17 protein-coding genes and 1 pseudogene are annotated in these 26454 nt (G+C 73.2%); 16 read left to right on the top strand and 2 right to left on the bottom strand.

All coding sequences use genetic code 11. From position 1 onward, the window contains the following. Window positions 1–33 precede the first annotated feature (33 nt). Window positions 34–2877, top strand: coding sequence for an ATP-binding protein (locus IE217_RS13465; protein ID WP_190178063.1), 2844 nt, complete (start codon window positions 34–36; stop codon window positions 2875–2877). Window positions 2878–3002: 125 nt separating this feature from the next. Here the strand turns inward: IE217_RS13465 and IE217_RS13460 are convergent. Beyond that, window positions 3003–3689 (bottom strand): annotated as a pseudogene (locus IE217_RS13460) (polysaccharide deacetylase family protein); the annotation flags it as partial. Between the two features lie 31 nt (window positions 3690–3720). Beyond that, window positions 3721–4728 carry an endo-1,4-beta-xylanase XynA gene (gene xynA, locus IE217_RS13455; protein ID WP_190178061.1) on the bottom strand — a complete coding sequence of 336 codons (1008 nt, stop codon included), beginning with the start codon at window positions 4726–4728 and terminating at the stop codon, window positions 3721–3723. A gap of 794 nt (window positions 4729–5522) precedes the next feature. Between xynA and IE217_RS13450 the strand changes: the two genes are divergently transcribed. The 15 genes from IE217_RS13450 to IE217_RS13380 all read left to right on the top strand — a co-directional run bounded on the left by IE217_RS13450 (window position 5523) and on the right by IE217_RS13380 (window position 26449). Beyond that, window positions 5523–6998, top strand: coding sequence for a sugar transferase (locus tag IE217_RS13450; RefSeq protein ID WP_190178060.1), 1476 nt, complete (start codon window positions 5523–5525; stop codon window positions 6996–6998). Between the two features lie 70 nt (window positions 6999–7068). Continuing rightward, window positions 7069–8385, top strand: a complete 1317-nt coding sequence (locus IE217_RS13445; RefSeq protein WP_190178059.1) for a nucleotide sugar dehydrogenase — start codon at window positions 7069–7071, stop codon at window positions 8383–8385. Next, a complete protein-coding gene (locus IE217_RS13440) occupies window positions 8375–9646 on the top strand; it encodes a glycosyltransferase family 4 protein (RefSeq protein ID WP_190178058.1) in 1272 nt (423 codons plus the stop codon). The genes IE217_RS13445 and IE217_RS13440 overlap by 11 nt, the downstream gene beginning before the upstream one ends. Beyond that, entirely contained in the window at window positions 9636–11033 is a 1398-nt protein-coding gene (locus IE217_RS13435; RefSeq protein ID WP_190178057.1) for a Wzz/FepE/Etk N-terminal domain-containing protein, read from the top strand. The genes IE217_RS13440 and IE217_RS13435 overlap by 11 nt, the downstream gene beginning before the upstream one ends. Continuing rightward, window positions 11030–12565, top strand: coding sequence for a Wzz/FepE/Etk N-terminal domain-containing protein (locus IE217_RS13430; RefSeq protein ID WP_190178056.1), 1536 nt, complete (start codon window positions 11030–11032; stop codon window positions 12563–12565). The genes IE217_RS13435 and IE217_RS13430 overlap by 4 nt, the downstream gene beginning before the upstream one ends. A gap of 3 nt (window positions 12566–12568) precedes the next feature. Continuing rightward, complete coding sequence (gene asnB / locus IE217_RS13425) at window positions 12569–14503, top strand: asparagine synthase (glutamine-hydrolyzing) (RefSeq protein WP_190178055.1); 1935 nt, start codon at window positions 12569–12571, stop codon at window positions 14501–14503. A gap of 30 nt (window positions 14504–14533) precedes the next feature. After that, window positions 14534–16726 carry a bi-domain-containing oxidoreductase gene (locus IE217_RS13420; protein ID WP_190178054.1) on the top strand — a complete coding sequence of 731 codons (2193 nt, stop codon included), beginning with the start codon at window positions 14534–14536 and terminating at the stop codon, window positions 16724–16726. Beyond that, window positions 16723–18687: a heparinase II/III family protein gene (locus tag IE217_RS13415; protein WP_190178053.1), complete on the top strand. Its 1965-nt coding sequence runs from the start codon at window positions 16723–16725 to the stop codon at window positions 18685–18687. Before IE217_RS13420 ends, IE217_RS13415 begins: the two co-directional genes overlap by 4 nt. A 16-nt stretch (window positions 18688–18703) precedes the next feature. Continuing rightward, the gene (locus IE217_RS13410) at window positions 18704–20236 is read left to right on the top strand and encodes a right-handed parallel beta-helix repeat-containing protein (RefSeq protein ID WP_190178052.1); all 1533 of its coding nucleotides are present in this window, start codon (window positions 18704–18706) and stop codon (window positions 20234–20236) included. A gap of 1 nt (window position 20237) precedes the next feature. Next, complete coding sequence (locus IE217_RS13405) at window positions 20238–21509, top strand: O-antigen ligase domain-containing protein (protein ID WP_190178213.1); 1272 nt, start codon at window positions 20238–20240, stop codon at window positions 21507–21509. A gap of 2 nt (window positions 21510–21511) precedes the next feature. Next, complete coding sequence (locus tag IE217_RS13400; protein WP_190178212.1) at window positions 21512–22753, top strand: glycosyltransferase; 1242 nt, start codon at window positions 21512–21514, stop codon at window positions 22751–22753. Beyond that, a complete protein-coding gene (locus tag IE217_RS13395) occupies window positions 22750–23985 on the top strand; it encodes a class I SAM-dependent methyltransferase (RefSeq protein ID WP_190178051.1) in 1236 nt (411 codons plus the stop codon). The genes IE217_RS13400 and IE217_RS13395 overlap by 4 nt, the downstream gene beginning before the upstream one ends. Further along, window positions 23982–24776, top strand: a complete 795-nt coding sequence (locus IE217_RS13390; protein WP_190178050.1) for a sugar phosphate nucleotidyltransferase — start codon at window positions 23982–23984, stop codon at window positions 24774–24776. Before IE217_RS13395 ends, IE217_RS13390 begins: the two co-directional genes overlap by 4 nt. Further along, a complete protein-coding gene (locus IE217_RS13385; protein ID WP_190178049.1) occupies window positions 24773–25420 on the top strand; it encodes a PIG-L deacetylase family protein in 648 nt (215 codons plus the stop codon). Before IE217_RS13390 ends, IE217_RS13385 begins: the two co-directional genes overlap by 4 nt. Window positions 25421–25423: 3 nt before the next feature. Next, window positions 25424–26449, top strand: a complete 1026-nt coding sequence (locus IE217_RS13380) for an NAD-dependent epimerase/dehydratase family protein (RefSeq protein WP_190178048.1) — start codon at window positions 25424–25426, stop codon at window positions 26447–26449. Window positions 26450–26454 lie beyond the last annotated feature (5 nt).

Genomic DNA, 26454 nt, shown 5'->3' with positions numbered 1-26454 from the left:
GCACACCTCGGAGGACGCGAAGGGACTGGCACGATGAGCGTGGAACGCGCCACCGTCCTGGACCGTGCCCAAGCCGCCCTGGACGGGGGTGGCGGACTGGTGCTGACGGGCCATCCGGGGGCCGGACGGTCGACCCTCCTGTCGTCGCTCGCCGACCGGTTCACCTCCGGCGGTCACCGGGTGCTGCGGTGCCGGCCCGCCCGCGCCGACCAGGAGCTGCCGTATCTCGGTCTCATCGACCTTCTGGCAGAGGTGGCAGACGAGGAGCTGGGCCGTCTGCCGGACGCCGAACACGCCCTGCTGGGCGGGGTGCTGCGCAGGGTGACGGGCGCGACCGCACCAGCCGGGGGCGGGCAACTGCTCACGCTCCGTATGGCGTTGCTGAGGACGCTCACCGAACTGGCCGACGGCCGGCCGCTCCTGCTGGTCGTCGACGACGCGCAGTGGCTGGACGCGCCCAGCGCCGACGCCCTGTCCTTCGTAGCCCACCGCAGCGCGGGCACCGGGCTCGCGGTGGCGGCCGCGGTGCGCACCGGGCCGGTCGGCGGCGACGACCCGGTCGTCCGGGCGGTACGGCTGTGCCCGCAGCCGGTGACGACGCTGCCCGTGCCCCCGATGACCGAGCCGGAGACCGCCGCGCTGCTCGCGGAACACGGCATGGCGTGGCCCAAGCAGCGGGCCTCGAGGATCCGGCGCGCGAGCGGCGGCAACCCGCGCTTCGCACTGGAACTGGCCCGGGCCTGCGGCGAGGACGGCGGCCCGGTCTGGGACGAGCCGCCGACGCCCACCACCGTGCGGCCGCTGCCCGAGACCCTGCGCGCCTTCTTCGGAAGGTGGCTCGCGGCGCTCGGCCCCTCCGCCCGCCGCACGCTGCTGGCCGCGGGCACCGCCGCACGGCCCACGCCCGAACTGCTGCTGGCGGCCGGGTTCGAGGGCGCCGCCGCCGACCTGCGCGAGGCCGCGCGGCTCGGCCTGGTGGAACCGGTGGCGCAGGGGCCGGTCCGGTTCACCCAGCCGCTCACCGCGGCCCTGCTGTACGAGGAGGCCACGCCCAAGGAGCGGGCGCGGATCCACCGGGCGCTGGCCGACGCCGCGACCGACCCGGTGGAGAGGGCCCACCAGCTCGCCTCGCTGTCCCGGGGCAAGGACCCGGCACTGGCCGCACTGCTCTGCGAGGCCGCCGCGCTCGCCCGCCGGCGCGGCGACCCGGCGGGCGCGGCCCGGCTGCTCCTGCGCGCGGCGGACCACACGCCCGAGGACGGTGCGGGTGGCGGGAGTCCGGGCGGGGGCCGCGGTCCCGGCGCCGGCGCCGTGGATCTGCGCCTCACGGCGGCCGAGGACGCGCTGGCCGCGGGCGACTACCCGCTCGTACGGCGGCTCGCGCACCGCGCGCTGCGCGACTGCCGCACCCCGGCGGACCGGGTGCGCGCCTGGATGGCGGTCATCGACTCCAGCGGGCAGGCCGTGGCCGAGGTGTCCGACGTGTTCCGGCACGCGCTGCGGGACGCCGAGGGCGAGCCGGGCCTGCTGGCCCAGGTGCACTACCGGCTCGCCTGGCGGTCCTGGCTGGCGGAGGGCTCCGCGGTCAGGGCGCACCCGCACGCCGTACGCGCGGCCCGGCTGTCCGGGCGGGCCGGCGACCCCCGTACCCACCAGCTGAGCCTGACTCTCCAGTCCGCGCTGGAGTTCTACCTCGGCCGGCCCGAGGCGGAGGAGACGCTGGACGCGGCGCTGGCGTCACCGGCGGACCAGCGCGTGCTCTACGACCACAACGGCCCCGCCTACCTGCGCCACCGCCGCCACCTGCTGCACGACCGGCTGGACGACGCGTACACCGAGATGCGCGCCCTCGTCTACGCGGTCCGCAGGCGCGGCAGCCCGGAGACCCTGAGCCAGTGCCTGGGCTGTCTCGCCCTCATCGAGGTGCACCGCGGCCGCTGCGCCCGCGCCCTGGACCTGTCCCGGCAGGGCCTGCGGGTCGCCCAGGACGCCGGGATCAGCCAGGGGCCCGCCTGGCACGCGGTGGCGATCGCGCGGGCGGCGGGCGGTGACCTCGGTGACGCCCTCTCGGCGGCCGAGCAGGCGCGCCGGCACAGCGAGGACGACGACGACCGGCTGTTCCTGCCCCGCGCCCTGTACGCGGAGGGTCACATCCGGCTGATCGGCGGCGAGCCGAGGGCGGCGGTGCGCCTTCTGCGCCGGGTGCGGGACCTCGAACTCGCCCAGGGGCAGGGCGATCCGGCGATGCGCCGCTGGCAGAGCGATCTCGCCGAGGCGCTGATCGGCGAGGGGCTGCTGGACGAGGCGGCCGAGGTGGTCGGGCGGACCTGGAAGCAGGCGGCGCGGCTGGGCCGGCGGAGCGTGATGGCCGCTCTGGGCCGGCCGCGGGCGCTGCTGCTGGAGGCCGACGGGGACCCGGACGCGGCCGTACGCGTGCTGCGCCGGACCGCGGACCAGCACCAGGCGCTGCGCTACCCGCTCGAGGAGGGCCGCGCACGGCTCGCCCTCGGTCAGCTGCACCTGCGGCGGTGCGACGCGGAGGCCGCCCGCCGTGAACTGGCCGCCGCGCACCGGCTGTTCGAGCAGGCGCAGGCGCGTCCCTGGCTGGCGCAGGTGCGGGCCGCGCAGGAGCGGCAGACGGCGGCCGACGCCCCCGCCTCCGCGTCCCTGGCCGCCGTGGGTTCCCTCACCGAGGCCGAGCGCAGGGTCGCGAGGCGCGTCGCGCAGGGCGCGAGCAACCGCGAGGTCGCCGCCGAACTGGTGGTGAGCGTCAAGACGGTGGAGGCCGCGCTGACCCGCGCCTACCGCAAACTCGGCGTCCGCTCCCGGGTGGACCTGACGAGGGCCGTGCTGGCGGCGGGCGCCAAGCGCCTGTGAAGCGACGGCCACGAGCACCGCCGCTTCCCAGGCCGGACACCTCCTTCTCGTTACGGGCCTCCGCCCTGCTCGTACGAACCTCCGCCGGGCCGATACGGGCCTTCGCCGGGCTCCTACGGGCTGCCGGGGGCCACCGCGCGGCCGGTCTGCGGGGAGATCCTGCCGGCGCACAGGCCCTTGGCGGACAGGGTCCGCGCGATGCGCGGGATCGCGGCGAGGGTGCTGGCGGGCCATTCGTGCATGAGGATGATCTGCCCGTTGCCGAGCCGGGAGACCGCCTGCACGATCGCGTCGGTGCTCGCGCCGTTCCAGTCCTGCGAGTCGACGTCCCAGATGATCTCGGTCAGCCCGTACTTGGCCTCGACCGACCTCAGGGCCGAGTCGGTCTCGCCGTAGGGCGGCCGGAACAGTCTCGGCGTGCCGCCGCCCGCCGCGGCGATCGCCTGCTGGGTGCGGGAGAGTTCCGAGTCGATCTGCGACTGGCTCTGCTGGGTCAGGTGCGGGTGGGTGTAGCTGTGGTTGCCGACCCACATGCCCGCGTCGATCTCGGCCCGCACCTGGGCGGGGTAGGCGGCCGCGTACCGGCCCTCGTTGAACATCGTGGCCCGCAGGCCGTTCTGCCTGAGCGCGTTGAGCAGGGCCGGGGTGTGGTCGTTGGAGGGGCCGTCGTCGAAGGTGAGTCCGACGTAGCCGCCGCAGGTGGCGGCGCGGGCGGGTGCCTGGCCGGTGGTGACGGCTCCCGTCAGGGCGAGCGCGGTCACCGCCAGGCCACTCACCAGCGAACGCGACGGCGGACGTGGTCTGTTGCGCATGTGGATGTGCCTTCCTCGTGCCGGTGGGGGGTCAGCTCGCGGTGCAGGTGACGGTGGGCCAGGTCCAGGTGCCGTTGGTCTGGATCGTCAAGCCCCAGTTGTTGCCGCTGCCGTTGGGTTTGGCGGTCAGCACCTGCGCGCTCGGGTAACTGGCGCTGACGTTCCAGGTGGACAGGACCTTCTCCGGCGAGGGCACGTTCATCGTCACGGTCCAGTTGCTCGAACCGCTCACCGACACGTTCAGGTTGTACCGGTCACTCCACTGCTGCCCCGCCGACAGAGTCGCCGTGCAACCGCCGCCCGAGCCGCCTCCGCCACCGGTGCCGCCACCACCGCCGGATCCCGAATCGCCCAGGGTGATGCTGGAGTTGCCGCTGCTCTGGTAGCCCTCGGTGGCGAGGATCATGTAGTTGAAGGTGCCGAGGTTCATGCCGTCGCGGGCCCAGGCGTCGAAGTGGTTGCCGGTGGTGATGGTGCCGCCGGTCCGCTTCGACTGCCGCACGCTCCAGTACTGGTTGAAGGTGCGCGTGCCCTCGATGGACGGGGCGTTGACCCGGGTCGTCTCGTAGATGTCGTAGGTCCCGCCGTCGCTGGTGACCGTGCCCTTGTACGTTCCGGTGGGCCGGTAGGTGCCCCAGTTGTCGACGATGTAGTACTCCACGAGCGGGTTGGTGGTCCAGCCGTAGAGCGACAGGTAGGCGTTGCCTGACGGGTTGAAGCTGCCCGAGTAGGTCACGCTCCTGCGGCCGCCGGTGCTCCAGCCCTTGCCGGCGACGAAGTTGCCGACGTTGCTCCAGGAGGTGCCGTAACTGCTCCCGGAGCCGAGGTTCATGGAGACGGAGCCGCCGCCGTCGGTCCAGAACGAGTAGTAGTAGCCGTTGTCGGTGCCGGTCTGGTTGGTGGTGATCACGGTGTCGGCGTCGGCGGTACCGGGCAGCGCGAAGGCGGCCAGTGCGATCAGCGCGGCGGCCCAGACACTTCTGACGAACCACCTGAGCCGGTCGCCGGCGCGGCCGTGGGGGTGAGTGAGCGCGTTCATGTCCGTGCTTCCTCCTCGTGGGGGTGATGAGGGAACGGGGCTGTGAACGGCGCTCAGTGTTGGCGTGCCCCTGACCGCTGTCAACGGTTTCGGTAATTGTTTCGAAAGCTTCGGCCGCCTTCACGTTCAACTGCCGTTGACATTTCCGCAGTCCACAAGACGCATGCACGGTTTCAAGTCAATCTCCCCACGACCGACGTGGAGCACCCGAATCGGCACTGTGGACTCAGACCGCGAAACTTTCGACGCGCGCCACGCACACCGGACGGGCGAGGCTCGGGCGAACGCGAACGCGAGCGGGAATGCGACAGCCGGATCTTGTTGACCGTTGTTCACTCCTGTAACACATTTCCGTGTCAGGGCGGCCATTGTTGATCTTCGACCGGCGAATCACGGCTCAAAGTATGCGCACGAATTCCACACATCCTCTCTTCACACGCGCTCCGATGGTCTAGATTGACCGTGCTTCAGCTGTTCGAGCGCGGGGCGATCAGTCAAACGATCTTCACGTGGGCCTTGGGTGCGGGGGAGCGCCCGGGATGTCAGCGGTTTCCGTATGCCACGGAAGTCGTTCAGGAAAGGCGGGTCCGCTGCCGCCGGGGTGGGTTGTTCGAGCAGCGGCGACGGAGCCGGACGTCATGAGCGGGAGGCGGGGGCCTTCCACCTGAGGAACAGCGCGGCGCGGGAGGCGGGGGCCTCCCGAAGAAGGAACTGTGCGGGAGGCGGGGGCCTCCCGAGGGGGGTGGAACCGTGTTGGTCAAACACGTCGAATCACAGGGGACCGGGGGGGTTCCGTGCGGCAGGAGGGACTAGTAAGCCCGTTTCCGCCGGCGCGTGAGAGTCTGGCGAACGGGTCCGTCAGCGGGCCCGCGAGCGCCTGGGAGCAGCGGTACCGCCATATCGTGATCACCGGCGACACCGTGGCCACCGCCCTGGTGGTGACGATGATCGGCGGTTTCTTCGGGGCGCGGGACGCGGCCAACTGGCACGAGAAATGGGGAATTCTCGCATTCGGCACCGAGATCCTGGTACTGGGCGCACTCGCGGTGAGCCGCTCATGGGCGCCGGCGGTTCTCGGCCAGGGCGCCGAGGAATTCCGGCGGCTCGGCCGCGCGCTGTTCGCGGCGACCGTCGTGCTGGCGCTCGGCGGAATAGCCCTGACCTCACGCAACATCAAACTCTGGATCTTCGTCGCCATTCCCGCGATCGCGCTCGTCACCATGACGGCGCGGTATCTGCTGCGCCTCTGGCTGCACAAACAGCGGAAAGAGGGACGGTGTCTGAGACCGGTGCTCGCCGCCGGAAGTCTGGACACGGTACGCGACCTGATCACCCGTACCCGAAGATTCCCGCACCTCGGCTGGCGGGTGGACGCCGTGTGCACGGACGATGCCGTGCCCGGCGGTGTCCAGGTGGACGGAGTGCCGGTCGTCGGCCGGCTGGCGGACGTCGCCGGCCACGTCCGCCGCGACGCCTACCGGGTCGTCGCGGTCACACCGGACCCGCACTGGTCGCCGGCCCGGCTCCAGCGGCTGGCCTGGAACCTCGAGGGCAGCGACGCCGAGATGGTCGTCGCCCCCGTGCTGATGGAAGTGGCCGGACCTCGGCTGCACGTCGACGCGGTGCTCGGGATACCGCTGCTGCGGGTCAGCATGCCGGCCTTCACCGGCGGCCGCAGAGCCATCAAGGCGGTCGTCGACCGGCTGGGCGCGGCGGTCCTGCTGGTGCTGTTCGCGCCGCTGATGCTGGTCGTCGCAACTCTCGTCGTGGCGGAGAGCCCGGGCGGTGCGCTCTACCGCCAGCGCCGGGTCGGCAAGGACGGCCGCGAGTTCACCATCTGGAAGTTCCGCACCATGGTCGCCGGCGCCGACCGGGCGCGTGACGCGCTGGCCGACCGCAACGAGGGCGCGGGCCTGCTGTTCAAGCTCCGCCGGGACCCCCGGGTGACCCGGGTGGGGTCGGTGCTGCGCCGGTACTCGGTCGACGAACTCCCGCAGCTGTTCAACGTACTGACCGGATCGATGTCGCTCGTCGGTCCGCGGCCCCCGCTGCCGGAGGAGTGCGCCGCCTACGGCCCGGACATCCGGCGGCGGCTGCTGGTCAAGCCCGGGCTCACCGGCCTGTGGCAGATAAGCGGACGCAGCGACCTGCCGTGGGAGGAGGCGGTCCGCCTCGACCTGCGGTACGTCGAGGACTGGTCGCTCGCCCTGGACACGGTGATCTTGTGGAAGACGCTGCGCGCGGTGCTCTACGGGCAGGGGGCCTACTGATGTGCGGGAACCGTCGCGCCGGCGCGCGAACCGCAGGCCGCAGGGGCCTGCCTGGGGGGAGGAACGGGTCATGAGAGTCAGCGTCTTCGGGCTCGGCTACGTGGGCTGCGTGTCGGCCGCGTGCCTGGCCAGCCTCGGTCACGAGGTCATCGGCGTGGACGTCAACCAGGTGAAGGTCGACCTGGTCAACGACGGCAAGGCCCCGGTGGTCGAGGAGCGCATCGGGGGGCTCATCGCCGAGGTCGTGCGAACCGGGGCGCTGCGCGCCACCGGCGACGTCCGCGAGGCGGTCATGGGCAGCGACGTGTCGCTCATCTGCGTGGGCACGCCCTCGGAGCCCAACGGGAGCCTGTGCACGACGTACTTGGAGCGGGTCACCGAGCAGATCGGCGCGGTGCTCGCCGAGCGGGGCGGCCGGCAGACGGTCGTGTACCGCAGCACCATGCTCCCGGGCACCTGCCTGAACCTGCTGGTGCCGATCCTGGAGAAGTTCGTCGGCGGCACGGCCGGGGTGGACTTCGGGGTCGCGGTCAACCCGGAGTTCCTGCGCGAGGGCACCAGCGTGCGGGACTTCTTCGACCCGCCCAAGACCGTCATCGGCGAACTCGACGCGGCCAGCGGCGACATGGTGGCGGCGCTCTACGAGGGGCTGCCCGGCGAGGTGTTCCGGGTGCCCGTCCCGACGGCCGAGGCGATCAAGTACGCGGACAACGCCTTCCACGGCCTCAAGATCGGGTTCGCGAACGAGCTGGGCGCGGTCTGCCAGGCGCTCGGGGTGGACTCGCACCAGGTGATGGACGTGTTCCTGGCCGACCGCAAGCTGAACGTCAGCCCCGCCTATCTGCGGCCCGGCTTCGCCTTCGGCGGTTCCTGCCTGCCCAAGGACCTGCGCAGCCTGGTCCACGCCGCGCAGCGGGCCGACGTCTCGGTGCCCATCCTCTCCCACGTCCTGCCCTCCAACGCCGACCATCTGCAACGCGCGGTGGAACTGGTCGAGCGCACCGGGAAGCGCCGGGTGGGCCTGTTCGGGCTGTCCTTCAAACCCGGCACCGACGACCTGCGCGAGAGCCCGCTCGTCGAACTGGCCGAAAGGCTCCACGGCAAGGGGTACGACCTGCGGATCCACGACGCCAACGTGAGCCTGTCGAGGCTGCTCGGCGCGAACCGCGAGTACATCGAGACCCGGCTGCCGCACCTCGCGCAACTCCTCGCGGACTCCGTCGGCGAGGTGCTGGAGCACGCCGAGGTGTGCCTGGTGGGGACCAAGGACCCGGAGGTGCTGTCGGCGCTGCCCCATGGCGACGGCCCCCTCCTCATCGATCTCGTCCGCCTTCCCGACGCCGACGCGCGCCGGACCGAACCGGGGTACGTGGGCCTTGCCTGGTGACACGATCAGGGGTGACGGGCGCGGACGGCGCGCGCTGATCCTCGTGGAGAACCTGTCGGTGCCCTTCGACCGGCGGGTCTGGCAGGAGTGCACGACGCTGCGCGACGCGGGCTGGACGGTGCACGTCATCTGCCCGCAGGGCAGCAAGCGGGACACGGAGCCGGAAGCCGAGATCGACGGGGTGCGGATCCACCGCTACCCGCTGCGCGCGGCGACCGGAGGACCGGCCGGCTATCTGCGGGAGTACGGATCGGCGCTGTGGCACACGGCGCGGCTGGCCCGCAGGGTCGGCCCGGTCGACGTGGTGCACGCCTGCAACCCGCCCGACCTGCTGTTCCTGCCGGCCCTGTGGCTGAAGCGGCGCGGCGCGCGGTTCGTCTTCGACCAGCACGACCTGGTGCCCGAGCTGTACCTGTCCCGGTTCGGCCGCGGCGAGGACCTGCTCTACCGCGCGGTGTGCGCGCTGGAGCGGATGACGTACCGGGCCGCGGACGTCGTGCTCGCCACGAACGAGAGCTACAGGGACGTCGCGGTACGCCGTGGCGGCCGGCGCCCCGAGGACGTGTTCGTGGTGCGCAGCGCACCGCAGACCGACCGGTTCCAGCCGGTGCCGCCGGAGCCGGAGTTGAAGCAGGGCAAGCCCCATCTGCTGTGCTACCTCGGCGTCATGGGCCCCCAGGACGGCGTCGACTACGCGCTGCGGGCGCTGGCGAAACTGCGCGACGAGCTCGGACGCACCGACTGGCACGCGGTGTTCGTCGGCGCCGGCGACGCCTTCGACGCGATGGTGGAGCTGTCCGGGCGGCTCGGGCTCGGCGACCAGGTGCGGTTCACCGGGCGCGTCCCGGACGCCGACCTGGTGCGCTACCTGTCCACCGCGGACGTGTGCCTCTCCCCCGACCCGCGCAATCCGCTCAACGACGTGTCGACCATGAACAAGGTCCTGGAGTACATGGCGATGGGCCGGCCGATCGTCTCCTTCGACCTGAAGGAGGCGCGCGTCTCCGCCGGTGACGCCGCCGTCTACGCGCCCGCCAACGACGAGGCCGCCTTCGCCAAGCTGATCGCGCTGCTGCTGGACGACCCGGACCAGCGGGCCCGGATGGGCAGGACCGGCCAGGAGCGGATCACCGGGCGGCTCTCCTGGCGCAACTCGCAGAAGCAACTGCTCGCCGCCTACGCCGCCGCCTGCGGTGACCGCGCCGCGGCGCCGGCGGACGGCCCCGCCCGGACAGGAGGCGACAGCACCATTGAGCGATGACACGATACGCCTGGTCACGATCGGACGGATGTTCCGCCGGCGCCGGCGGATCCTCGCGATCCTCACCCTGCTGGGCGCGCTCGCCGGCTACGGCACCTCCGTGCTGCTCCCGCCGCGCTACACCGCCACGACGTCCGTACTGCTGCCCGGGCAGTGGGAGCAGCGCGAGCTGCTGACGCAGGCGGAGATCGCGAGCAGTTCGACGGTGGTCGACCGCGCGGCCGCCACCCTGCGCTGGAGCGGCGTCAGCGCCAGCGAGCTGCACGGCCAGGTGAGCGCCGCTGCCACCGACGGCAACATCATCAAGGTCTCGGGCACGGCGGACTCCCCGGAGCGCGCGCAGCGGCTCTCCGACCAGGTGGCCCAGCAGTTCGTGTCGTTCGCCGCGCAGATCGCCGGCAGCAGCACCGAGTCGGACACCTCGGCGGGGCCCGAGGCGCTGCGGCAGCAGGTGGAGCAGACCAACCGCAGCATCAGCGACCTGGCCGGCGCGGCCGATCCGGGGCGGACCGTGGAGAGCGTGCAGGCCCGCACCGAGCTCGAGAAGCTGCGCACCGCGCTCCAGGACGCCATGAAGAAGCTGGACGAGGCAGACCCGGTGACCAACAAGGGCGGCATGGTCGTGATGGGCCCGGCGGCCCGGCCGACCGGCGAGGCGCCGCCGACGAGGACGCAGCTCATCGCCGCAGGGGCGCTGCTGTTCCTCCTGGCCGGGGTCGTCGGCCATCTCGTCGCCGCGCGGGCGAACCGCAGGCCGCGCACCGAGGCGGAGATCGCCGCGGCGCTGGGCTCGGCGGTCCTGGGCACCGTCGACGTACCCGTCGAACGGCACGCGCCCCGGACGGAGGGCCGCGGTGCGCGGGCCCGGTTCCGGCGGCTGCTGGGCGTCGACACCCGGTGGGACGTACCCGCCGCGCGCACGTCCGGCGACGAGGCCGGACGGCGGATCCGCTACCGGCGGGTGTGCGCGCGCCTGCGGGACCAACTGCCCCCTCCCCGGCGGCTGCTGGTCGTCGTGGCGGACGGCGACGACATCGCCCGCCGGGCCGCCGCGCAGCTCGCCGCCGAGGCCGACAGGAGTCCCGCCCCGAGCTCTTCGAGCAAGGGCTACCCCGTGCTGCGGGTGGTGGAGGTCTCGGCGTCCCGGCCGACGGTGCCGGACCGCGGCGCCGAGTCCGGCGTCCTGGTCGTGCTCAGCGCCGGCAGCCGGACCGCCGCCGAGCTCGCCGGCATCGCCGAGGCCTGCGCGGACGGCGGGCACGACGTCGTCGGCGTCGTCGTCGCCGGCGCGGTACGGGCCCGCCCGGCGCGGCCGGCCGGGACACCCGAGCAGGACGCCACCGCGGCGCTCGCGGGTCACGCACACGCGAGCGGAGGTCCGGTGTGACGACGAACAGCACTCCCCAGTCACCGGCCGCCGCTCCCCTGCTGGACCTGCAGTCGCTGGTGGTCGCGGTGCGCAGGCGCCGCCGGCTGTGGACCTCCATGGCCCTGCTGGGCCTGCTCCTCGGCGCGGCCGTGGCCGTCCTGCTGCCCACGCCGCCGACCGCGGTGACCAAGGTGCTGGTCGCCCATCAGGAGGACCAGCCCAACGACACCGGCACGCTGATCCGCACCGACGTCCAGGTGCTGGGCACCACACGGATCGCGGCCCGGGCCCTGAAGACCCTCAAGTCCACCGAGAAACCCGAGGACTTCCTCCAGAAGTACCGCGGGACCGGTCTGACCAACAACGTGCTGCAGATCGAGGTGACGGGCGACAGCGACGCCGACGCGGTGGCCCGGGCCAAGGCGCTGGCCGACGCGTTCGTCGCGGACCACGTGGAGCGGATGCTGGCGCAGGCCAAGGCCGAGGCGCAGGCCCTGATCGACCAGCGCGACCGCATGCGGGACGAACTCGCCCAGGTGAACAAGGCGATCGGGAACCGGGCGCCGGACGGCGATCCCAAGGCGTCGGCGGCCATCGAGACGCTCTTCGCGCGCCGGGCCGAACTCAACTCCCGTATCGCCGACTTCGACCAGCGTGCGGCGGAGGCGCGCACCGGCACGCCCAAGGTCGCCGCCGGCACGCAGATCGTGGACGACCCGCGCCTGGTGCCGCACTCCCTGCCCAAGGCCGCGGCCACCGACGCGGGCATCGGACTCGTCCTCGGGCTCGTGCTCGGGCTGGCCGTGGCGGCGGTCGGCGTGGTGGTCGCGGACCGTCCCGTGCTGCGCCGGGACATCGCGGCGAACCTGGGCGCATCCGTCGTCGCCGAGCTGCGCCGCACGCCCCGCCGGACGGTCCTGCCGCGGCGCGGCCGGAAGGCCAGGGCGGCGGGCGAACGGCTCACCGGGACGCTGGCCCGCGCGGTGCGCGGCTCGGCGGAACCGGTGTCGCTGCTGGAACTGGGCTGTGCGCGCACCACCGGCGTGATCGCCCTGGACCTCGCGAGGGCGCTGGCGGCGGACGGCCCGGTGGCCGTCGTCGACGGCCTGCCCGGCACCGAACTGTCCGGGATCCGCCGCGAGCCGGATGATCCGGCCGTGGTCGACGCCGAGGCCGTCGCGGCGCTGCCGCACCGGACGCGGCGGCTCGGCGTCGGCTCGGTCGCGCCCGGCACCGCCTGGACCGACCTGCGCCACCTCGGCACCCAGACCGTGCTGGTGGTGCGGGCCGGGCACGGCAGCGCGGCGTGGCTGCACACCGTGGCGCGGCAACTCGCCGACCAGCGCGTCCCGGTGATCGGTGTGGTGCTGGTCGACCCCGATCCGCGCGACCGGACCGACGGCACGCTGTGGGACGGGCTGCACACCGCGCTGCGCGGCCGCCAGGAGCGGCCGGCCCGGCGCAACGGCACGGACAGGCCGCGGACCGAGCGGCCGCCGGCCCCGGCCCCGGCCGCTCGGGTCCCGGACAGCGACCAGGAGGCGCGGTAGATCATGTGTGGCATCGCAGGCACGTACCGGTGGCCGGACGGCAAGGCCGTGACCGACCGGCTCACCGGCGTCCTCGCCCACCGCGGCCCGGACGGGGCCGGCCACTACGGCCACCCGGCCGGCGACGGCGAAGTGCACCTCGGGCACCGCCGGCTGGCCATCATCGACCTGTCGGAGACCGGCGCGCAGCCGATGGTCTCCGACGGCCTCGCCCTGACGTACAACGGCGAGCTGTACAACGCGCCCGAGCTGCGGGCCGAGTTGACGGCCGCCGGGGTGCGCTTTCGCGGTACGTCCGACACCGAGGTGCTGCTGGAGGCGTGGCGGCGCTGGGGCACGGACTGCCTGCCCCGGCTGCGCGGCATGTTCGCGTTCGGGATCTTCGACGAGCGCACCGGTGAACTGGTCCTCGTCCGCGACCAGCTGGGCATCAAGCCGCTGTTCCTGCTGCGGCGCGGCGAGGGTGTGGTGTTCGCCTCCGAGCTCAAGGCGCTCGCCGCGGTCACCGGCGACTCGCTCGAGGTGGACCAGGGCGCCCTGGTGGCCTCGCTGCTGTACTACTGGGTGCCGGACTCGCGCTGCGCGCTGCGCGGGGCGGAGAAGCTGCCGCCGGGGAGCTGGATCAGCTTCCGGCCCGACGGCGTGGTGCGGCGCGGCCGGTACTGGAACCTGAGGGAGGTCGCCGCCGAGGGCCGGGAGCGTGCCCTGGGCGGGGAGCGGCCGGACCTGGCCGCCGTCGTCGAGGAGTCGACCCGGCGCCACCTGCTCTCCGACGTGCCCGTGGCCGCGTTCCTGTCCGGGGGCCTCGACTCCAGCTACCTGACCGCGCTGGCGGCCCGGCACCGGCCCGGGATCTCCGCCTACACGATCGGGTTCCGCGCCGAGGACGCCCGGTTCGAGGCGATGCCGGACGACCTGCGCTACGCCCGGCAGGTGGCCGAGCGGTTCGGCGTCGACCTGCACGAGATAGAGATCGCCCCCGACGTGCTCGACCTGCTGCCGCGGATGACGTACCACCTGGACGAGCCGATCGGCGACCCGGCCGCGATCAACACGTTCCTGATCTGCTCGGCCGCCCGGGAGGCCGGGGTCAAGGTGATGCTCTCGGGGATGGGCGCCGACGAGTTGTTCGCCGGCTACCGCAAGCACGTGGCCAACCTGCTCGCGCTGCGCTACCAGCGCGTCCCGCGTCCCCTGCGGCGGGGGCTGTCGGCGGCCGTGGACCGGCTGCCGGTCGCCACCTCGCGGCGCGGGTTCCGGTCGGTGCGGTTCGCGAAGCGGTTCCTGTCCTTCGCGGATCTGCCGGAGGAGACCGCGTTCCGGCGCAGCTACACCATGTACGACCGCGACGAGCTGCTCGGCCTGGTCCATCCGGACCTGGCGGGGACGGTCGACGACGTGCTGGCCGAGCACGCGGACGTCTACCGGGACAACGACCTGGACGACTTCGTCAACCGCATGTGCCTGGGCGACGCCCGGATGTTCCTGCCGGGCCTGAACCTCGCCTACACGGACCGCTCCAGCATGGCCGCGTCGACCGAGGTGCGGGTGCCGTACGTGGACGTCGAGGTGGTCAGGGCGGCGTTCGCCGTGCCCGGCGACCGCAAGATCGTCGGACGGCAGGGCAAGGCCGTGCTCAAGGAGGCGGCCGCCTCGGTCCTGCCCCGGGAGATCGTGTACCGGCCCAAGGGCCTGTTCAGCGCCCCGTTGCGGGCCTGGATGAGCCGCGACCTGGCGCCGCTGGTGCGCGAGGTGGTGCACGACGGTGAGCTGGTGCGGTCCGGGCTGCTGCGGCGCGAGGCGCTCCAGCGGCTGGTCGCCGAGGACGCTGCCGGGCAGCGGGACTTCTCCAAGCATCTGTGGCACGTGCTGACCCTCGAGTACTGGTACCGCGACGCGACCTCCGGGGCCGGCCGGGCCCCTTCCTTGACGGCCTAGAGCCCCGGCAGAGAGACGAAGAGGACTTCGGTGAAACAAGTAGTGCAGAACTACAAGAGCGGCGAACTGGCCCTCCTGGACGTGCCGGTGCCGGGCTGCAAGCCGGGTGGCGTGCTGGTCCGCAGCGCCTACTCGTTGATCTCCACCGGGACCGAGCTCATGAAGGTGTCCGAGGCCGGCATGTCGATGCTGGGCAAGGCCCGCTCGCGTCCCGACCAGGTCGCCAAGGTCATGCAGAGCGTGGCCACCAACGGGGTCCCGGCCACGTACCGCAAGGTGATGGGCAAGCTGGACTCCTACACTCCGCTGGGCTACTCGCTGTGCGGGGTGGTCGAGCAGGTCGGCGCCGGCGTCGACGACGTGAAGGCCGGCGACCTCGTGGCCTGCGCCGGCAACGAGCACGCGCTGCACGCCGAGCTGAACTGGGTGCCGAAGAACCTCTACACCCCGGTGCCGGACGGCCTCGCGCCCCGGCACGCGGCCTTCGGCACCGTCGGCTCGATCGCGTTGCAGGGCGTGCGGCAGGGCGAGTCGAGGCTAGGCGAGGTGGCCCTGGTCGTCGGCCTGGGGCTGATCGGGCAACTGGTGGTGCAGCTCCTCGCCGCCTCCGGGGTCCGCGTCGTCGGCGCCGACCCCGACCCGGTGCGCTGCGAGCTGGCCGAGCGCCTGGGCGCGGCGGCCTGCGGCGATCCGGCCTCCGCGGCCGTGGAGGCCGCCGTCGCCGAACTCACCGGCGGACACGGCGTCGACCAGGTGTACCTGGCCGCCGGCGGTGGCAGCAACCAGCCCGTGGAGCTGGCCGCCAGGCTGAGCCGGGACCGCGGCCGGATCGTCGACATCGGCAAGTGCCGCCTGGACCTGCCGTGGAACGCGTACTACGAGAAGGAGCTCGACGTCCGCTTCTCCCGCAGCTACGGCCCCGGGCGCTACGACCCGGAGTACGAGCTGGAGGGGCGGGACTACCCGATCGGCTACGTGCGCTGGACCGAGCGGCGCAACCTGGCGTGCTTCCTCGACCTGCTCTCCGGCGGCCGCGTCGACGTGGAGCCGCTGATCTCGCACATCGCCGACTTCGAGGACGCCGTGGACACCTACCGGCGCCTGAAGGAGGGTGAACTGAAGGCGCTGGCGGTGCTGTTCCGCTACCCCGGTCAGGCGGCCGGGGACCAGGGGCCGGCCGAGGCCCCTTCGGTGGCCGTGCCGAAGGTGCGGCGCGGCGGTGCCGCGCCCGCCCCGGCCAGGGCCGCCGGGAGGCCGGTGCGGCTCGCGTTCGTCGGCGCGGGCAACTACGCGACGTCGATGCTGCTGCCGCACCTGGCGCAGCGCGACGGAGTCGAGCTGTCGACCGTCGTCACCACGACCGCGCTGTCCGCGGCCAACGCGCAGCGCAAGTTCGGCTTCGCGGAGGCGACCACCGATCTGGACGCCGTGCTCGGCGACAAGTCCGTGGACGCGGTGTTCGTGGTGACCCGGCACAGCTCGCACGCCGAGCTGACCCGCAAGGCGCTGCTGGCCGGCAAGGCGGTGTTCGTCGAGAAGCCGCTGGCCCTCACCGGGGACGAGCTGGCCAAGGTGCTCGCGGCGGTGGAGGAGTCCGGCAACGACCGGATCCAGGTGGGCTTCAACCGCCGGTTCGCGCCGCTGCTGCGGGAGGCCAAGCGGCGGTTCGGCGCCCGCACCGGTCCGGCGAGCCTGCGCTACCTGGTCAACGCGGGCCGCCTCGACCACGGCAGCTGGTACCTCCAGCAGGGCACCGAGGGCTCGCGGTTCGCGGGCGAGGGCGGCCACTTCATCGACACGGCGAGCTGGCTGCTCGACGCCGACCCGGTCTCGGTGTACGCGGTCGCCGCCCCCGGCAACGAGGACCTCCAGGTCGTACTGGGCTACCCGGACGGGTCCACCGCCACCATCAGCTACGTCACCACCGGCTCCGCCGCGTTCCCCAAGGAGTCCCTGGACCTGCTGGCGGACGGAAAGGTGCTCCAGCTCGACGACTTCGTCCGCGCCTCGGTCTACGGCCGCAAGCGGTGGGTCAGTTCGCGGCTGCCCAAGGCCCGGGACAAGGGCCAGTCCGCCGAACTCGCCTCGTTCGTCAGGGCCGTCCGGACCGGCGGGCCCATGCCGGTTCCGCTGGAGTCGCTGGTCGCCACCACGGCGGCCACCCTCGCGGTGCGGGACGGCCTGGCGGCCGGCGCGCCGGTGACGCTGGCGGCGGCGCGATGACCATGAGCGCGGGCTGGTACCTGCGGCGGCTGTCCCGCATGGGGCCGCGGGAGGTCGGCGGCCGGGTGGGCGACGCGGTGCGCAGGCGGCGGTGGCGGTCGGCGCCTCCGCCCGACGGGCCGCGCGTGACCGGCGCCCGCTTCACCGCCGTGCTGCCCGCCGGCGCCCTCGCCGCGGTGCCGCCGGACGCCGCCAAGCGCCTCGTCGCCGAGGCGGACCGGCTGATGTCCGGGCACGCCGAATTCTTCGGCGTGGCGCGCGACGACATGGCCGACCCGGACTGGTGGTACGACCCGAAGACCGGGCGCCGGGCGCCGGGCGGCTACGCCTTCGACGTGCCGTACCGGGACGAGGACACGGTCGGGGACATCAAGCAGATCTGGGAGCCGTCCCGGCACCAGTACCTCACGCGGCTCGCCGCCGCCTACGCGCTCACCGGGGACGAGCGGTACGCCGAGCGCGTGGACGCGCACCTGCGCTCCTGGTGGGCGGCCAACCCGCCGCTGCGCGGGGTGCACTGGACCAGCGGCATCGAGCTGGGCATCCGGCTGCTGTCGTGGGTGTGGACGCGCCGGCTGCTCGACGGCTGGCCGGGCGCGGCCGCCCTGTTCGAGGACAACCCGGTGGCCCTGCGCCAGATCTGGCACCACCAGCGCTGGCTGGCCGCCTTCCCCAGCCGGGGTTCCTCGGCGAACAACCACGTCGTCGCCGAGGCCGCCGGGCAGTTCGCCGCGTCCTGCGCGTTCGGCTGGTTCCCCGCCTCGGCGCGCTGGCGGGCCGGCGCGCTGCGGTCGCTGGAGCGGCATCTGCGCGGCAACACCTTCCTCTCCGGCCTCAACCGGGAGCTGGCCACCGAGTACCACGGGCTCGTACTGGAGCTGGGGCTGGCCGCGCTGGCCGAGGCGGACGCCGCCGCCGTGCCGGTCCCCGCGACGGTGCGGCTGGTGCTGCTGCGGATGACCGACGCGCTCGCGGCCGTCGTGGACGACCGGCTGCGGCCGCCGCGCCAGGGCGACGCGGACGACGGGCACGGCCTGGTCGTGGACGGCGCGGGCACCGACCGCTGGGGCTCGCTGCTGGCCACCGGGGACGCCGTGTTCGGCTCCCTCGCCTGGTGGCCGGAGGTGACCGGCACCGACGTGCGCACCCCGCTGCTGGCCGCGCTGGTCCGGCCGTACGCGAAGGACGCGGCCGCCCCGGCCGTCACGCGCCCGGCGAGCCGCCCGGCCCACTTCGCCGACGCGGGGCTCACGGTGCTGCGCGCTCCGGGCGGGATCTGGTGCCGCTGCGACGGCGGTCCGCACGGCTTCCTCTCCATCGCGGCCCACGCCCACGCGGACGCGCTGTCCGTGGAGGTACGGCACGACGGGGTCGACGTGCTCGCCGATCCGGGGACGTACTGCTACCACGGGCAGCCCGAGTGGCGGCGGTACTTCCGCTCGACCCTCGGCCACAACACCCTGGAGCTGGACGGCACGGACCAGTCCGTCTCCGGCGGCCCGTTCCTGTGGACCCGGCACGCCGGCAGCCGCGTCCTGGTGGCGGACGCGTCCGACGAGGGCGTATCGCGCTGGAGCGCCGAGCACGACGGCTACGGTCCCTCCGTGCACCGCCGCCAGGTGGAACTGTCCCCCGAGACGAGCGAGTTGAGGATCGTCGACGAGGTGCGCGGCGGCCCGCGCCGGGCCGTGCGCCTGGCGTTCCACCTCGGCCCCGCCGTCACCGCGGACCTCGCGGGAAACCGCGCCCGGCTCACCTGGTCCCGGGACGGCGAGGAACGCTCCGCGGTACTGGACCTGCCCGGGCGGCTGAGCTGGCGGGCGCACCGCGGGGAGACCGGGCCGCCGCTGGGCTGGTACTCCGCGGGCTTCGGACGCAAGGAGCCGTCGACCACCCTGATCGGCACCGGCTTCACCGACGGCGGACGTGAACTGACCACCGTGCTCGGGTTCCACGGCTAGGAAGGAGGAAGGACGCGTGGGGATGAAGTGGCGGAAGTGGGCACTGCCGGCGGCACCGCTGGCGCTGGCCCTGCTGGCGACCGGCTGCGTGAGCACCTCCGGCGCCCCCGAGGCGAAGCCGGCCGCCAAGCCGTCCCCGTCCGCGGCCCGGTCCGCGGCCCGCGTGTGCGCCAAGCCCCCGGCCGGTCCCGCCAAGGCGCCGGCGGGCGCGGTGACCGTGGACCCGGCGGTGGTCGGCGACCTGGCCGCCAAGACGAAGAGCAGTCCCGCGCACACGACGTTCTGGCTCAAGCCGGGCGCGCACCGCCTCGATCCGGACCGCTACGCGCAGGTCGTCCCCAAGACCGGGGACCGCTACCTCGGCGCGCCGGGCGCGGTGCTCGACGGGCGCAGGACCAACCAGTACGCGTTCGCCGGCACCGCCCGCGACGTCACCATCGGCTACCTGACCGTGCAGGGCTTCGTCGCACCGCAGAACGAGGGCGTGGTCAACCACGACTCGGCCGACGGCTGGGTGATCGAGCACACGACGATCCAGCACAACTCGGGTGCCGGACTGATGGCCGGCGCCCACCAGCAGGTCCGGGCCAACTGCCTGCGCGGCAACGGGCAGTACGGCATGAACGCCTACAAGGGCGGCGGGCCGATCAGCGGCCTGGTCCTGGAGGGCAACGAGATCACGGGCAACAACACCGGCGACTGGGAGCGGCGGCAGCCGGGCTGCGGCTGCACCGGAGGCGTCAAGTTCTGGGCCGTCGACGGCGCCGACGTACGCGGGAACTGGGTGCACGACAACCGCGGGACCGGGCTGTGGGCCGACACCAACAACAACGACTTCCGCATCGAGGACAACGTCCTGGAGGCCAACGACGGCGCCGCCCTGATCTACGAGGCCAGCTACAACGCGGTCATCCGCGACAACACGATCCGGCGCAACAACTGGACCGAGGGCCGCCGTTACGCCGACCGCGGCGACAGCTTCCCCTTCGCGACGGTCTACCTGTCCGAGTCCGGCGGCGAACCGCGGATCAAGGCCCGCACGGACAAGATCGACATCTACGGGAACGTACTGGAGGACAACTGGTCCGGGATCACCCTGTGGGAGAACGCCGACCGGTTCTGCAACAGCCCGGCCAACACCTCCTCCGGTGACTGCACCCTGCTGGTGAAGCGCTCCGCCCGCTGCGCGCGCCCGGCGATCACCACCGCGCCGCTCTTCGCCGACTGCCGCTGGAAGACGCAGCGGGTGGACATCCACAACAACCGCTTCCTGCTGGACGAGTCGGTCGTCAAGTGCACGGTGAAGTGCGACCGGATGGCGGTGCTGGCCAACTACGGCACCTATCCGGACTGGTCGCCGTACCAGGGCGACCGGGTGGCAGACGCGATCACCCTCAGGCAGCAGAACCGCTGGCACGACAACGTCTACGTCGGGCCGTGGAAGTTCGTCGTCCACGACCCGAGCCGGGTGCTCGACTTCATGCAGTGGCAGAGCGCCCCCTACCGGCAGGACACGGGCAGCACCCTCGACCTGGGGACCGGTGGCTGAGATGCACGAGGAGCCGGAACACGGCACACCGAGGGCCGTCGCCGTCGTGTGGGGTCTGCTGGTCCTCAACACCCTCGGCTCCGCCGGGGCGAAGACCATCGTCCCGCTGCCCCGCTCGCTCATCCAGCTGGTCACCATGGGCTCGCTGGTCGCCGCGTTCGCGCTGGCGCTCGCGCTCAACCCCCGGCTGCGGATCCGGCCCAGCGCCTACGTGTCCCTGCTGACCCTGCTGCTGGTGACGAGCGTGATCGCCAGCGTGAACCTGGAGTCCGGGTTCGGCGCGCTGTTCCGCTGCTTCCGGCTGTCCCTCTTCGTCAGCACGCTGTGGCTGCTCAGCCGCTGGTGGGACGGCGGCCTGACGTTCGTGCGGCATCACATCCGGATGTACTTCGCGGTGCTCGGGTCGGTCGCCGCGGGCCTGGCCGTCTCCCCCGGCGCGGCCATGCCCGACCTCTACGGCGGGCGGCTGGTCGGCGCGCTGTGGCCGCTCACCCCGCCGCAGATCGGCCAGTACGCGGCGGTGATCATCGGGCTCACCGCGCTGCTCCTGCTGGGCCGCCGCACCGACCGCAGGAGCGCGGCGGTGATCATCGTGCCGTCGCTCGTCCTGCTCGCCCTGACCCACACCCGGACGGCCACGCTCGGCCTGCTCCTCGGGCTGGCCCTGGCGATCGGCTCGCTCTTCCTGACCAGCGCCGCCGCCCGCCGCTTCTTCGGCTGGGCGGTGCTGTGCGCGGCGGTGGCCGCCGTCGGCTTCGCCTCGGCGCTCCAGACGTGGTTCCTGCGCGGGCAGAGCCAGGAGAACTTCAGCAGCCTCACCGGCCGGGCCAAGGTCTGGGACGCCCTGCTGGCGGCGCCCCGGACGACCGCGCAGGAGTGGTTCGGCGTGGGCCTGGGCGACAAGTCCTTCGGCGGACTGCCGATCGACAACAGCTGGCTGGCCGTCTACAACGAGCAGGGCCTGATCGGCGTCGGTCTGGTCGCGGCGGTCCTCGTCGTCCTGGGCGGCGTCGCGCTGCTGCGGCCGCCGTCGCTCCAGCGGGCCTGCGCGATCTTCCTCATCAGCTACTGCGCGATCGCCTCGTACACCGAGGCGGGGCTCGGCGACGCCTCGCCGTATCTGCTGCACCTGGCCGTGGCCGTGTCGCTGCTGGCGGCGCCGGCGCCGGCGCCCGAACCGGCCGCGCCGCCGGCGCACGCGACCGCGCTCACCACGCCCGGCGCCCCTCGACGACGTGTCCCGCGATGGGCCCGCAGACCGGAGGTTTCATGAGCATGCGCGTCCTCGTGGTGCACAACCGCTACGCCTCGGCGCAGCCCAGCGGGGAGAACAAGGTCGTCGACCAGGAGGTCGAGCTGCTGCGCTCGGGCGGCCACCAGGTGGAGCTGTTCGAGCGGCGCAGCGACGACATCGCCTCCCGCTCCCTGCTCGGCAAGGCCGCGCTGCCGCTGCTCGTGCCGTGGAACCCGGCGGTCCGCTCGCAGCTCGCCGCCCGCCTGCGCGCCGAGCGGCCGGACGTGGTGCACATCCACAACGTCTTCCCGCTGATCTCGCCTGCGGTGCTGGCCGCCTGCGCCGACGCGGACGTGCCCGCCGTCGCCACCCTGCACAACTACACCCAGGTCTGCCCGCCCGGCACGCTCCAGCGGGGCGGCCGGCCGTGCACGGACTGCGTCGGGGGGACGCCGCTGCCCGCCGTCCGGCACGGCTGCTACCGCGACTCCCGGCTGGCGACGGTGCCGCTGGCGGTCAGCCTGTCGGTCAACCGGCGGCGCTGGTGGACCGGCGTGGAGCGGTTCCTGTGCATCTCCGCCGCGCAGCGCGAGGTCCTGGTGCGGTCCGGCATGCCGGCCCAGCGGCTTGCGGTGAAGCACAACTTCGTGCCCGACCCGGGCGTGCGCCGCCCGGGCCCGGGCCGGCATCTGCTCTACCTGGGCCGGCTCGCCGAGGCCAAGGGCGTACGGCTGCTGATGGCCGCGTGGGACGAGATCGCCGCCGGCGGCGGTGTGGGCGTGCCGCTCGTCATCGCCGGGACGGGGCCGCTGGAGCGGGAGGTGAGCGCCTGGGCGGCGGGCCGGGACGACGTGCGCTACGCCGGCCTGTACGACCAGGAGCAGTGCCGGCGGGCCGTCGCGGAGGCGGTGGCCGTGGTGGCGCCCTCGACGTGGCTGGAGGCGTTCGGCCTGGTGGCCGTGGAGGCGATGGCGGCGGGAGTCCCGGCCGTCGCCGCCGGTCACGGCGCCTTCACCGAACTCGTCGAGGACGCGGTGACCGGGCTGCTGCACCGGCCGGGCGACGCGGCCTCGCTCGCGTCCTGCCTGCGCCGGATCACGGCCTCTCCCGGCCTCGGCCGGGAGATGGGGCAGGCGGCCCGGCGCCGCTACGAGCGGGACTTCAGTCCGGCCGTCGGCCTTGAGCGCCTGCTGGAGGAGTACCGCACCGCGATCGCGGGGCGGTCGGCACTGGCTCGCGGCGGGGACACCCGCGCGGGCAGGGGGGATGGGAACAGCCGATGACACGATGCCGACTGTGCGGCTCGGAAGCGATGGCGAGCGTGGTCGATCTCGGGGCCACGCCGCCGTGCGAGAGCTTCCTCGCCGCCGATCAACTGGACCTGCCGGAACCGGCGTACCCGCTGCACCTGCGGGTCTGCACCGACTGCTGGCTCGCGCAGATCCCGCCGCTGATCACCCCGGAGGAGACCTTCAAGGAGTACGCCTACTTCTCCTCCTACTCGACCTCCTGGGTGGAGCACGCGCGCGCCTTCGTCGCGGACGCCGTCGAACGGCTGGACCTCGGCGCCGACGCCTTCGTGGTCGAGGTCGCCAGCAACGACGGGTACCTGCTCAAGCACCTGGTGGAGCGGGGCATCCGCTGCCTGGGCGTCGAGCCGTCGGTGAACGTCGGCGCCGCCGCGCGGGAGGCGGGCGTGCCCACGCTCACCGAGTTCCTGGACCCCGACACCGGCTCGCGGGTGCGCGCGGAGCACGGCCCGGCCAACCTGGTCGTGGCCAACAACGTGTACGCGCACATCCCCGACGTGGTCGGGTTCACGAAGGGGCTGCGCGCCCTGGTCGCCGACGACGGCTGGGTCTCCATCGAGGTGCAGCACCTGCTGACCCTGATCGAGGAGAACCAGTACGACACGATCTACCACGAGCACTTCCAGTACTACACGGTCGCCTCGGCGATCAGGGCGCTGGCGAGCGGCGGACTCACCCTCGTGGACGTCGAGTTGCTGCCCACGCACGGCGGCTCCATCCGGCTGTGGGCCCGGCCGTCCGAGGCCGCGGGCGAGCCGTCCGCGCGGGTGGCCGAGGTGCTGGACCGGGAGAAGGCCGCCGGACTCCAGGAGCTGTCCGGGTACACCGAGTTCTCCGCCCGGGTGGCCAAGGTGCGCCGGGACCTGCTGAAGTTCCTCATCGAGGCGGCCGAGCGCGGTGAGACGGTGGTCGGCTACGGCGCCCCCGGCAAGGGCAACACCCTGCTCAACCACTGCGGCATCCGGCCCGACCTGCTCCCGTACACCGTCGACCGCAACCCGTACAAGCACGGCAGGTTCACCCCGGGCACGCGCGTCCCGATCCTGCCGCCCGAGCGGATCGCCGCCGACAGGCCGGACTACGTGCTCGTCCTCCCGTGGAACCTGCGGGCCGAGCTGACCGAGCAGTTGTCCTTCGTGGGCGAATGGGGCGGCCGGCTGGTCTTCCCCATACCGGAACTGAGCATTGTCGAGGTCGGGGCATGAAGGTCGTACTGTTCTGCGGCGGTTACGGGATGCGCATGCGCAGCGGGTCCTCCGACGACGTGCCCAAACCCATGGCGATGGTCGGTCCCCGGCCCCTCATCTGGCACGTCATGCGCTACTACGCGCACTTCGGGCACCGCGAGTTCATCCTGTGCCTCGGCTACGGCGCCCACCACATCAAGGACTTCTTCCTCAACTACGAGGAGACGACGTCCAACGACTTCGTGCTGCGCGGCGGCAGGACCGAGCTGCTGTCCACCGACATCTCGGACTGGACGATCACGTTCGCGCAGACCGGCATCGAGTCGCCGATCGGGGAGCGGCTGCGCCGGGTGCGCCACCACCTGGACGGCGACGAGATGTTCCTCGCCAACTACGCCGACGTGCTCACCGACGCCCCGCTGCCCGAGATGATCGACAACTTCGCCCGGCGCGACGCCGGCGCGTCGATGATGGTGGTGCCGCCGCAGTCCTCCTTCCACTGCGTGGAACTGGGCGAGGACGGTCTGGTGGGGGGCATCACCGCGGTGAGCGAACTGCCGCTGTGGGAGAACGGCGGCTACTTCGTGCTCCGCCAGGAGGTCTTCGACCACATCCCGGAGAACGGTGACCTGGTGGCCGACGGGTGTGCCCAACTGGCCAAGCGGGGACGGCTGGTGGCGCACCAGCACCGCGGCTTCTGGAAGCCGACGGACACGGTGAAGGAGCGGGCCGCGCTGGATGCCGCCTACGCACGGGGCGACCGTCCGTGGGCCGTGTGGGAGCGGGACGGCGCGGGGGTGGGCGCGTGATCCGGCTCGGGGCCGGTCCCCTGGAGAGGATCGTCGCGGTGGGCGCGCACTGCGACGACATCGCCATCGGCGCCGGCGGCGCCCTGCTGACGCTGTGCTCGGCGCGGCCGGGCGTCCGCGTCGACGCGCTCGTGCTCACCGGCGGTGGCGGCGAGCGGGAGCAGGAGGAGCGGGCCGCGCTCGCCGCCTTCTGCCCGGGCGCCGACCTGCGGCTGACCGTGCTCAAGCTGCCGGACGGGCGGCTGCCCGCGTACTGGGAGGAGGCCAAGCGCGCCGTCGAGGAGCTGCGCGGGCGCAGCGAGCCGGACGTCGTGCTGGCCCCGCGCACCGAGGACGCGCACCAGGACCACCGCGGCCTGGCGCAGCTGATGTCCACCGCGTTCCGCGACCACCTCGTGCTCGGCTACGAGATCGCCAAGTGGGACGGCGACCTCGGCCGCCCGGTGGCGTACCAGCCGCTGCCGGCTCAGACCGCCGAGCGGAAGGTGCGCCTCCTGCTGGACCACTACCCCTCGCAGCGGCACCGGCCCTGGTACGACCGGGAGGCCTTCCTCGGGCTGGCCCGCATCCGCGGCATCGAATGCCACGAGCGCTACGCCGAGGCGTTCGCCGTCACCAAACTCACTCTCAACCTGGGGGGTTGAACCTTGCGCGTACTGCTCACCGGACACCAGGGCTACCTGGGCACCGTGATGGCCCCGGTCCTCACGGCCGCCGGACACGAGGTCACCGGCCTGGACGCCGGCCTGTTCGCCGACTGCCTGCTGGGCCCCGCGCCCGCGGATCCGCCGGGGCGCCGGGTGGACCTGCGCGACGTCACGGCCGAGGACGTGGCCGGGGTGGACGCCGTGATCCACCTGGCCGCGCTGTCCAACGACCCCCTGGGATCGCTGGCGCCGCAACTCACCTACGACATCAACCACCACGCGTCCGTGCGCCTGGCCCGCCTGGCCCGCGAGGCCGGGGTGCGGCGCTTCCTGTACGCGTCGACCTGCTCGGTCTACGGCGCCGCCGGCGGCGGCGAACTGGTGGGCGAGGACGCCCCCCTGCGCCCGGTGACGCCGTACGCCGAGTCCAAGGTGCGGGTGGAGGACGACCTGCACGAGCTCGCCGACGGCGACTTCAGCCCGGTGTTCATGCGCAACGCCACCGCCTTCGGCTTCTCGCCCCGGCTGCGCGCCGACATCGTGCTGAACAACCTGGTCGGGCACGCGCTGCTGTCCGGCGAGGTGCTGGTGATGTCCGACGGCACGCCCTGGCGCCCGCTGGTGCACGCCGCCGACATCGCGCGCGCCTTCACGGCCGCGCTGACCGCGCCGCGGGAGGCGGTGCACGACCGGGCGTTCAACATCGGCAGCGAGGTCAACAACGTCACGGTCGCCGAGATCGCCGACCAGGTCGCCGCGGCGGTGCCCGGATCCAAGGTGGTGATCACCGGGGAGACCGGCGCCGACCCGCGCTCCTACCGGGTGGACTTCTCCCGGTTCCGCGCCGCGATCCCCGGCTTCGACTGCGAGTGGACGGTGAAGCAGGGCGCGATCGAACTCGCCGACGCGTACAGGGAGTTCGGCCTGACCCGGGAGGACTTCGAGCAGCGCTTCACCCGCCTCGCCGTGCTGCGCGCGGCCTCCGGCGCCGGCACGGTCGACGACACCCTGCGGTGGCGGCGGTGACCGAG

It is taken from the genome of Streptomyces naganishii JCM 4654 (assembly GCF_014650575.1).
GTDB lineage: Bacteria > Actinomycetota > Actinomycetes > Streptomycetales > Streptomycetaceae > Streptomyces > Streptomyces naganishii.
Note: the sequence above shows the minus strand (reverse complement) of the source record. Positions and strands in the feature narration are given on the sequence as shown.

Excerpts from the sequence above, each read along its gene's own strand:
- IE217_RS13400 (WP_190178212.1), top strand. The coding sequence starts at position 21,512 with ATGCGCGTCCTCGTGGTGCACAACCGCTACGCCTCGGCGCAGCCCAGC.
- IE217_RS13465 (WP_190178063.1), top strand. The coding sequence starts at position 34 with ATGAGCGTGGAACGCGCCACCGTCCTGGACCGTGCCCAAGCCGCCCTG.
- IE217_RS13445 (WP_190178059.1), top strand. The coding sequence starts at position 7,069 with ATGAGAGTCAGCGTCTTCGGGCTCGGCTACGTGGGCTGCGTGTCGGCC.
- IE217_RS13405 (WP_190178213.1), top strand. The coding sequence starts at position 20,238 with ATGCACGAGGAGCCGGAACACGGCACACCGAGGGCCGTCGCCGTCGTG.
- xynA (WP_190178061.1), bottom strand. The coding sequence starts at position 4,728 with ATGAACGCGCTCACTCACCCCCACGGCCGCGCCGGCGACCGGCTCAGG.
- IE217_RS13395 (WP_190178051.1), top strand. The coding sequence starts at position 22,750 with ATGACACGATGCCGACTGTGCGGCTCGGAAGCGATGGCGAGCGTGGTC.
- IE217_RS13390 (WP_190178050.1), top strand. The coding sequence starts at position 23,982 with ATGAAGGTCGTACTGTTCTGCGGCGGTTACGGGATGCGCATGCGCAGC.
- asnB (WP_190178055.1), top strand. The coding sequence starts at position 12,569 with ATGTGTGGCATCGCAGGCACGTACCGGTGGCCGGACGGCAAGGCCGTG.
- IE217_RS13415 (WP_190178053.1), top strand. The coding sequence starts at position 16,723 with ATGACCATGAGCGCGGGCTGGTACCTGCGGCGGCTGTCCCGCATGGGG.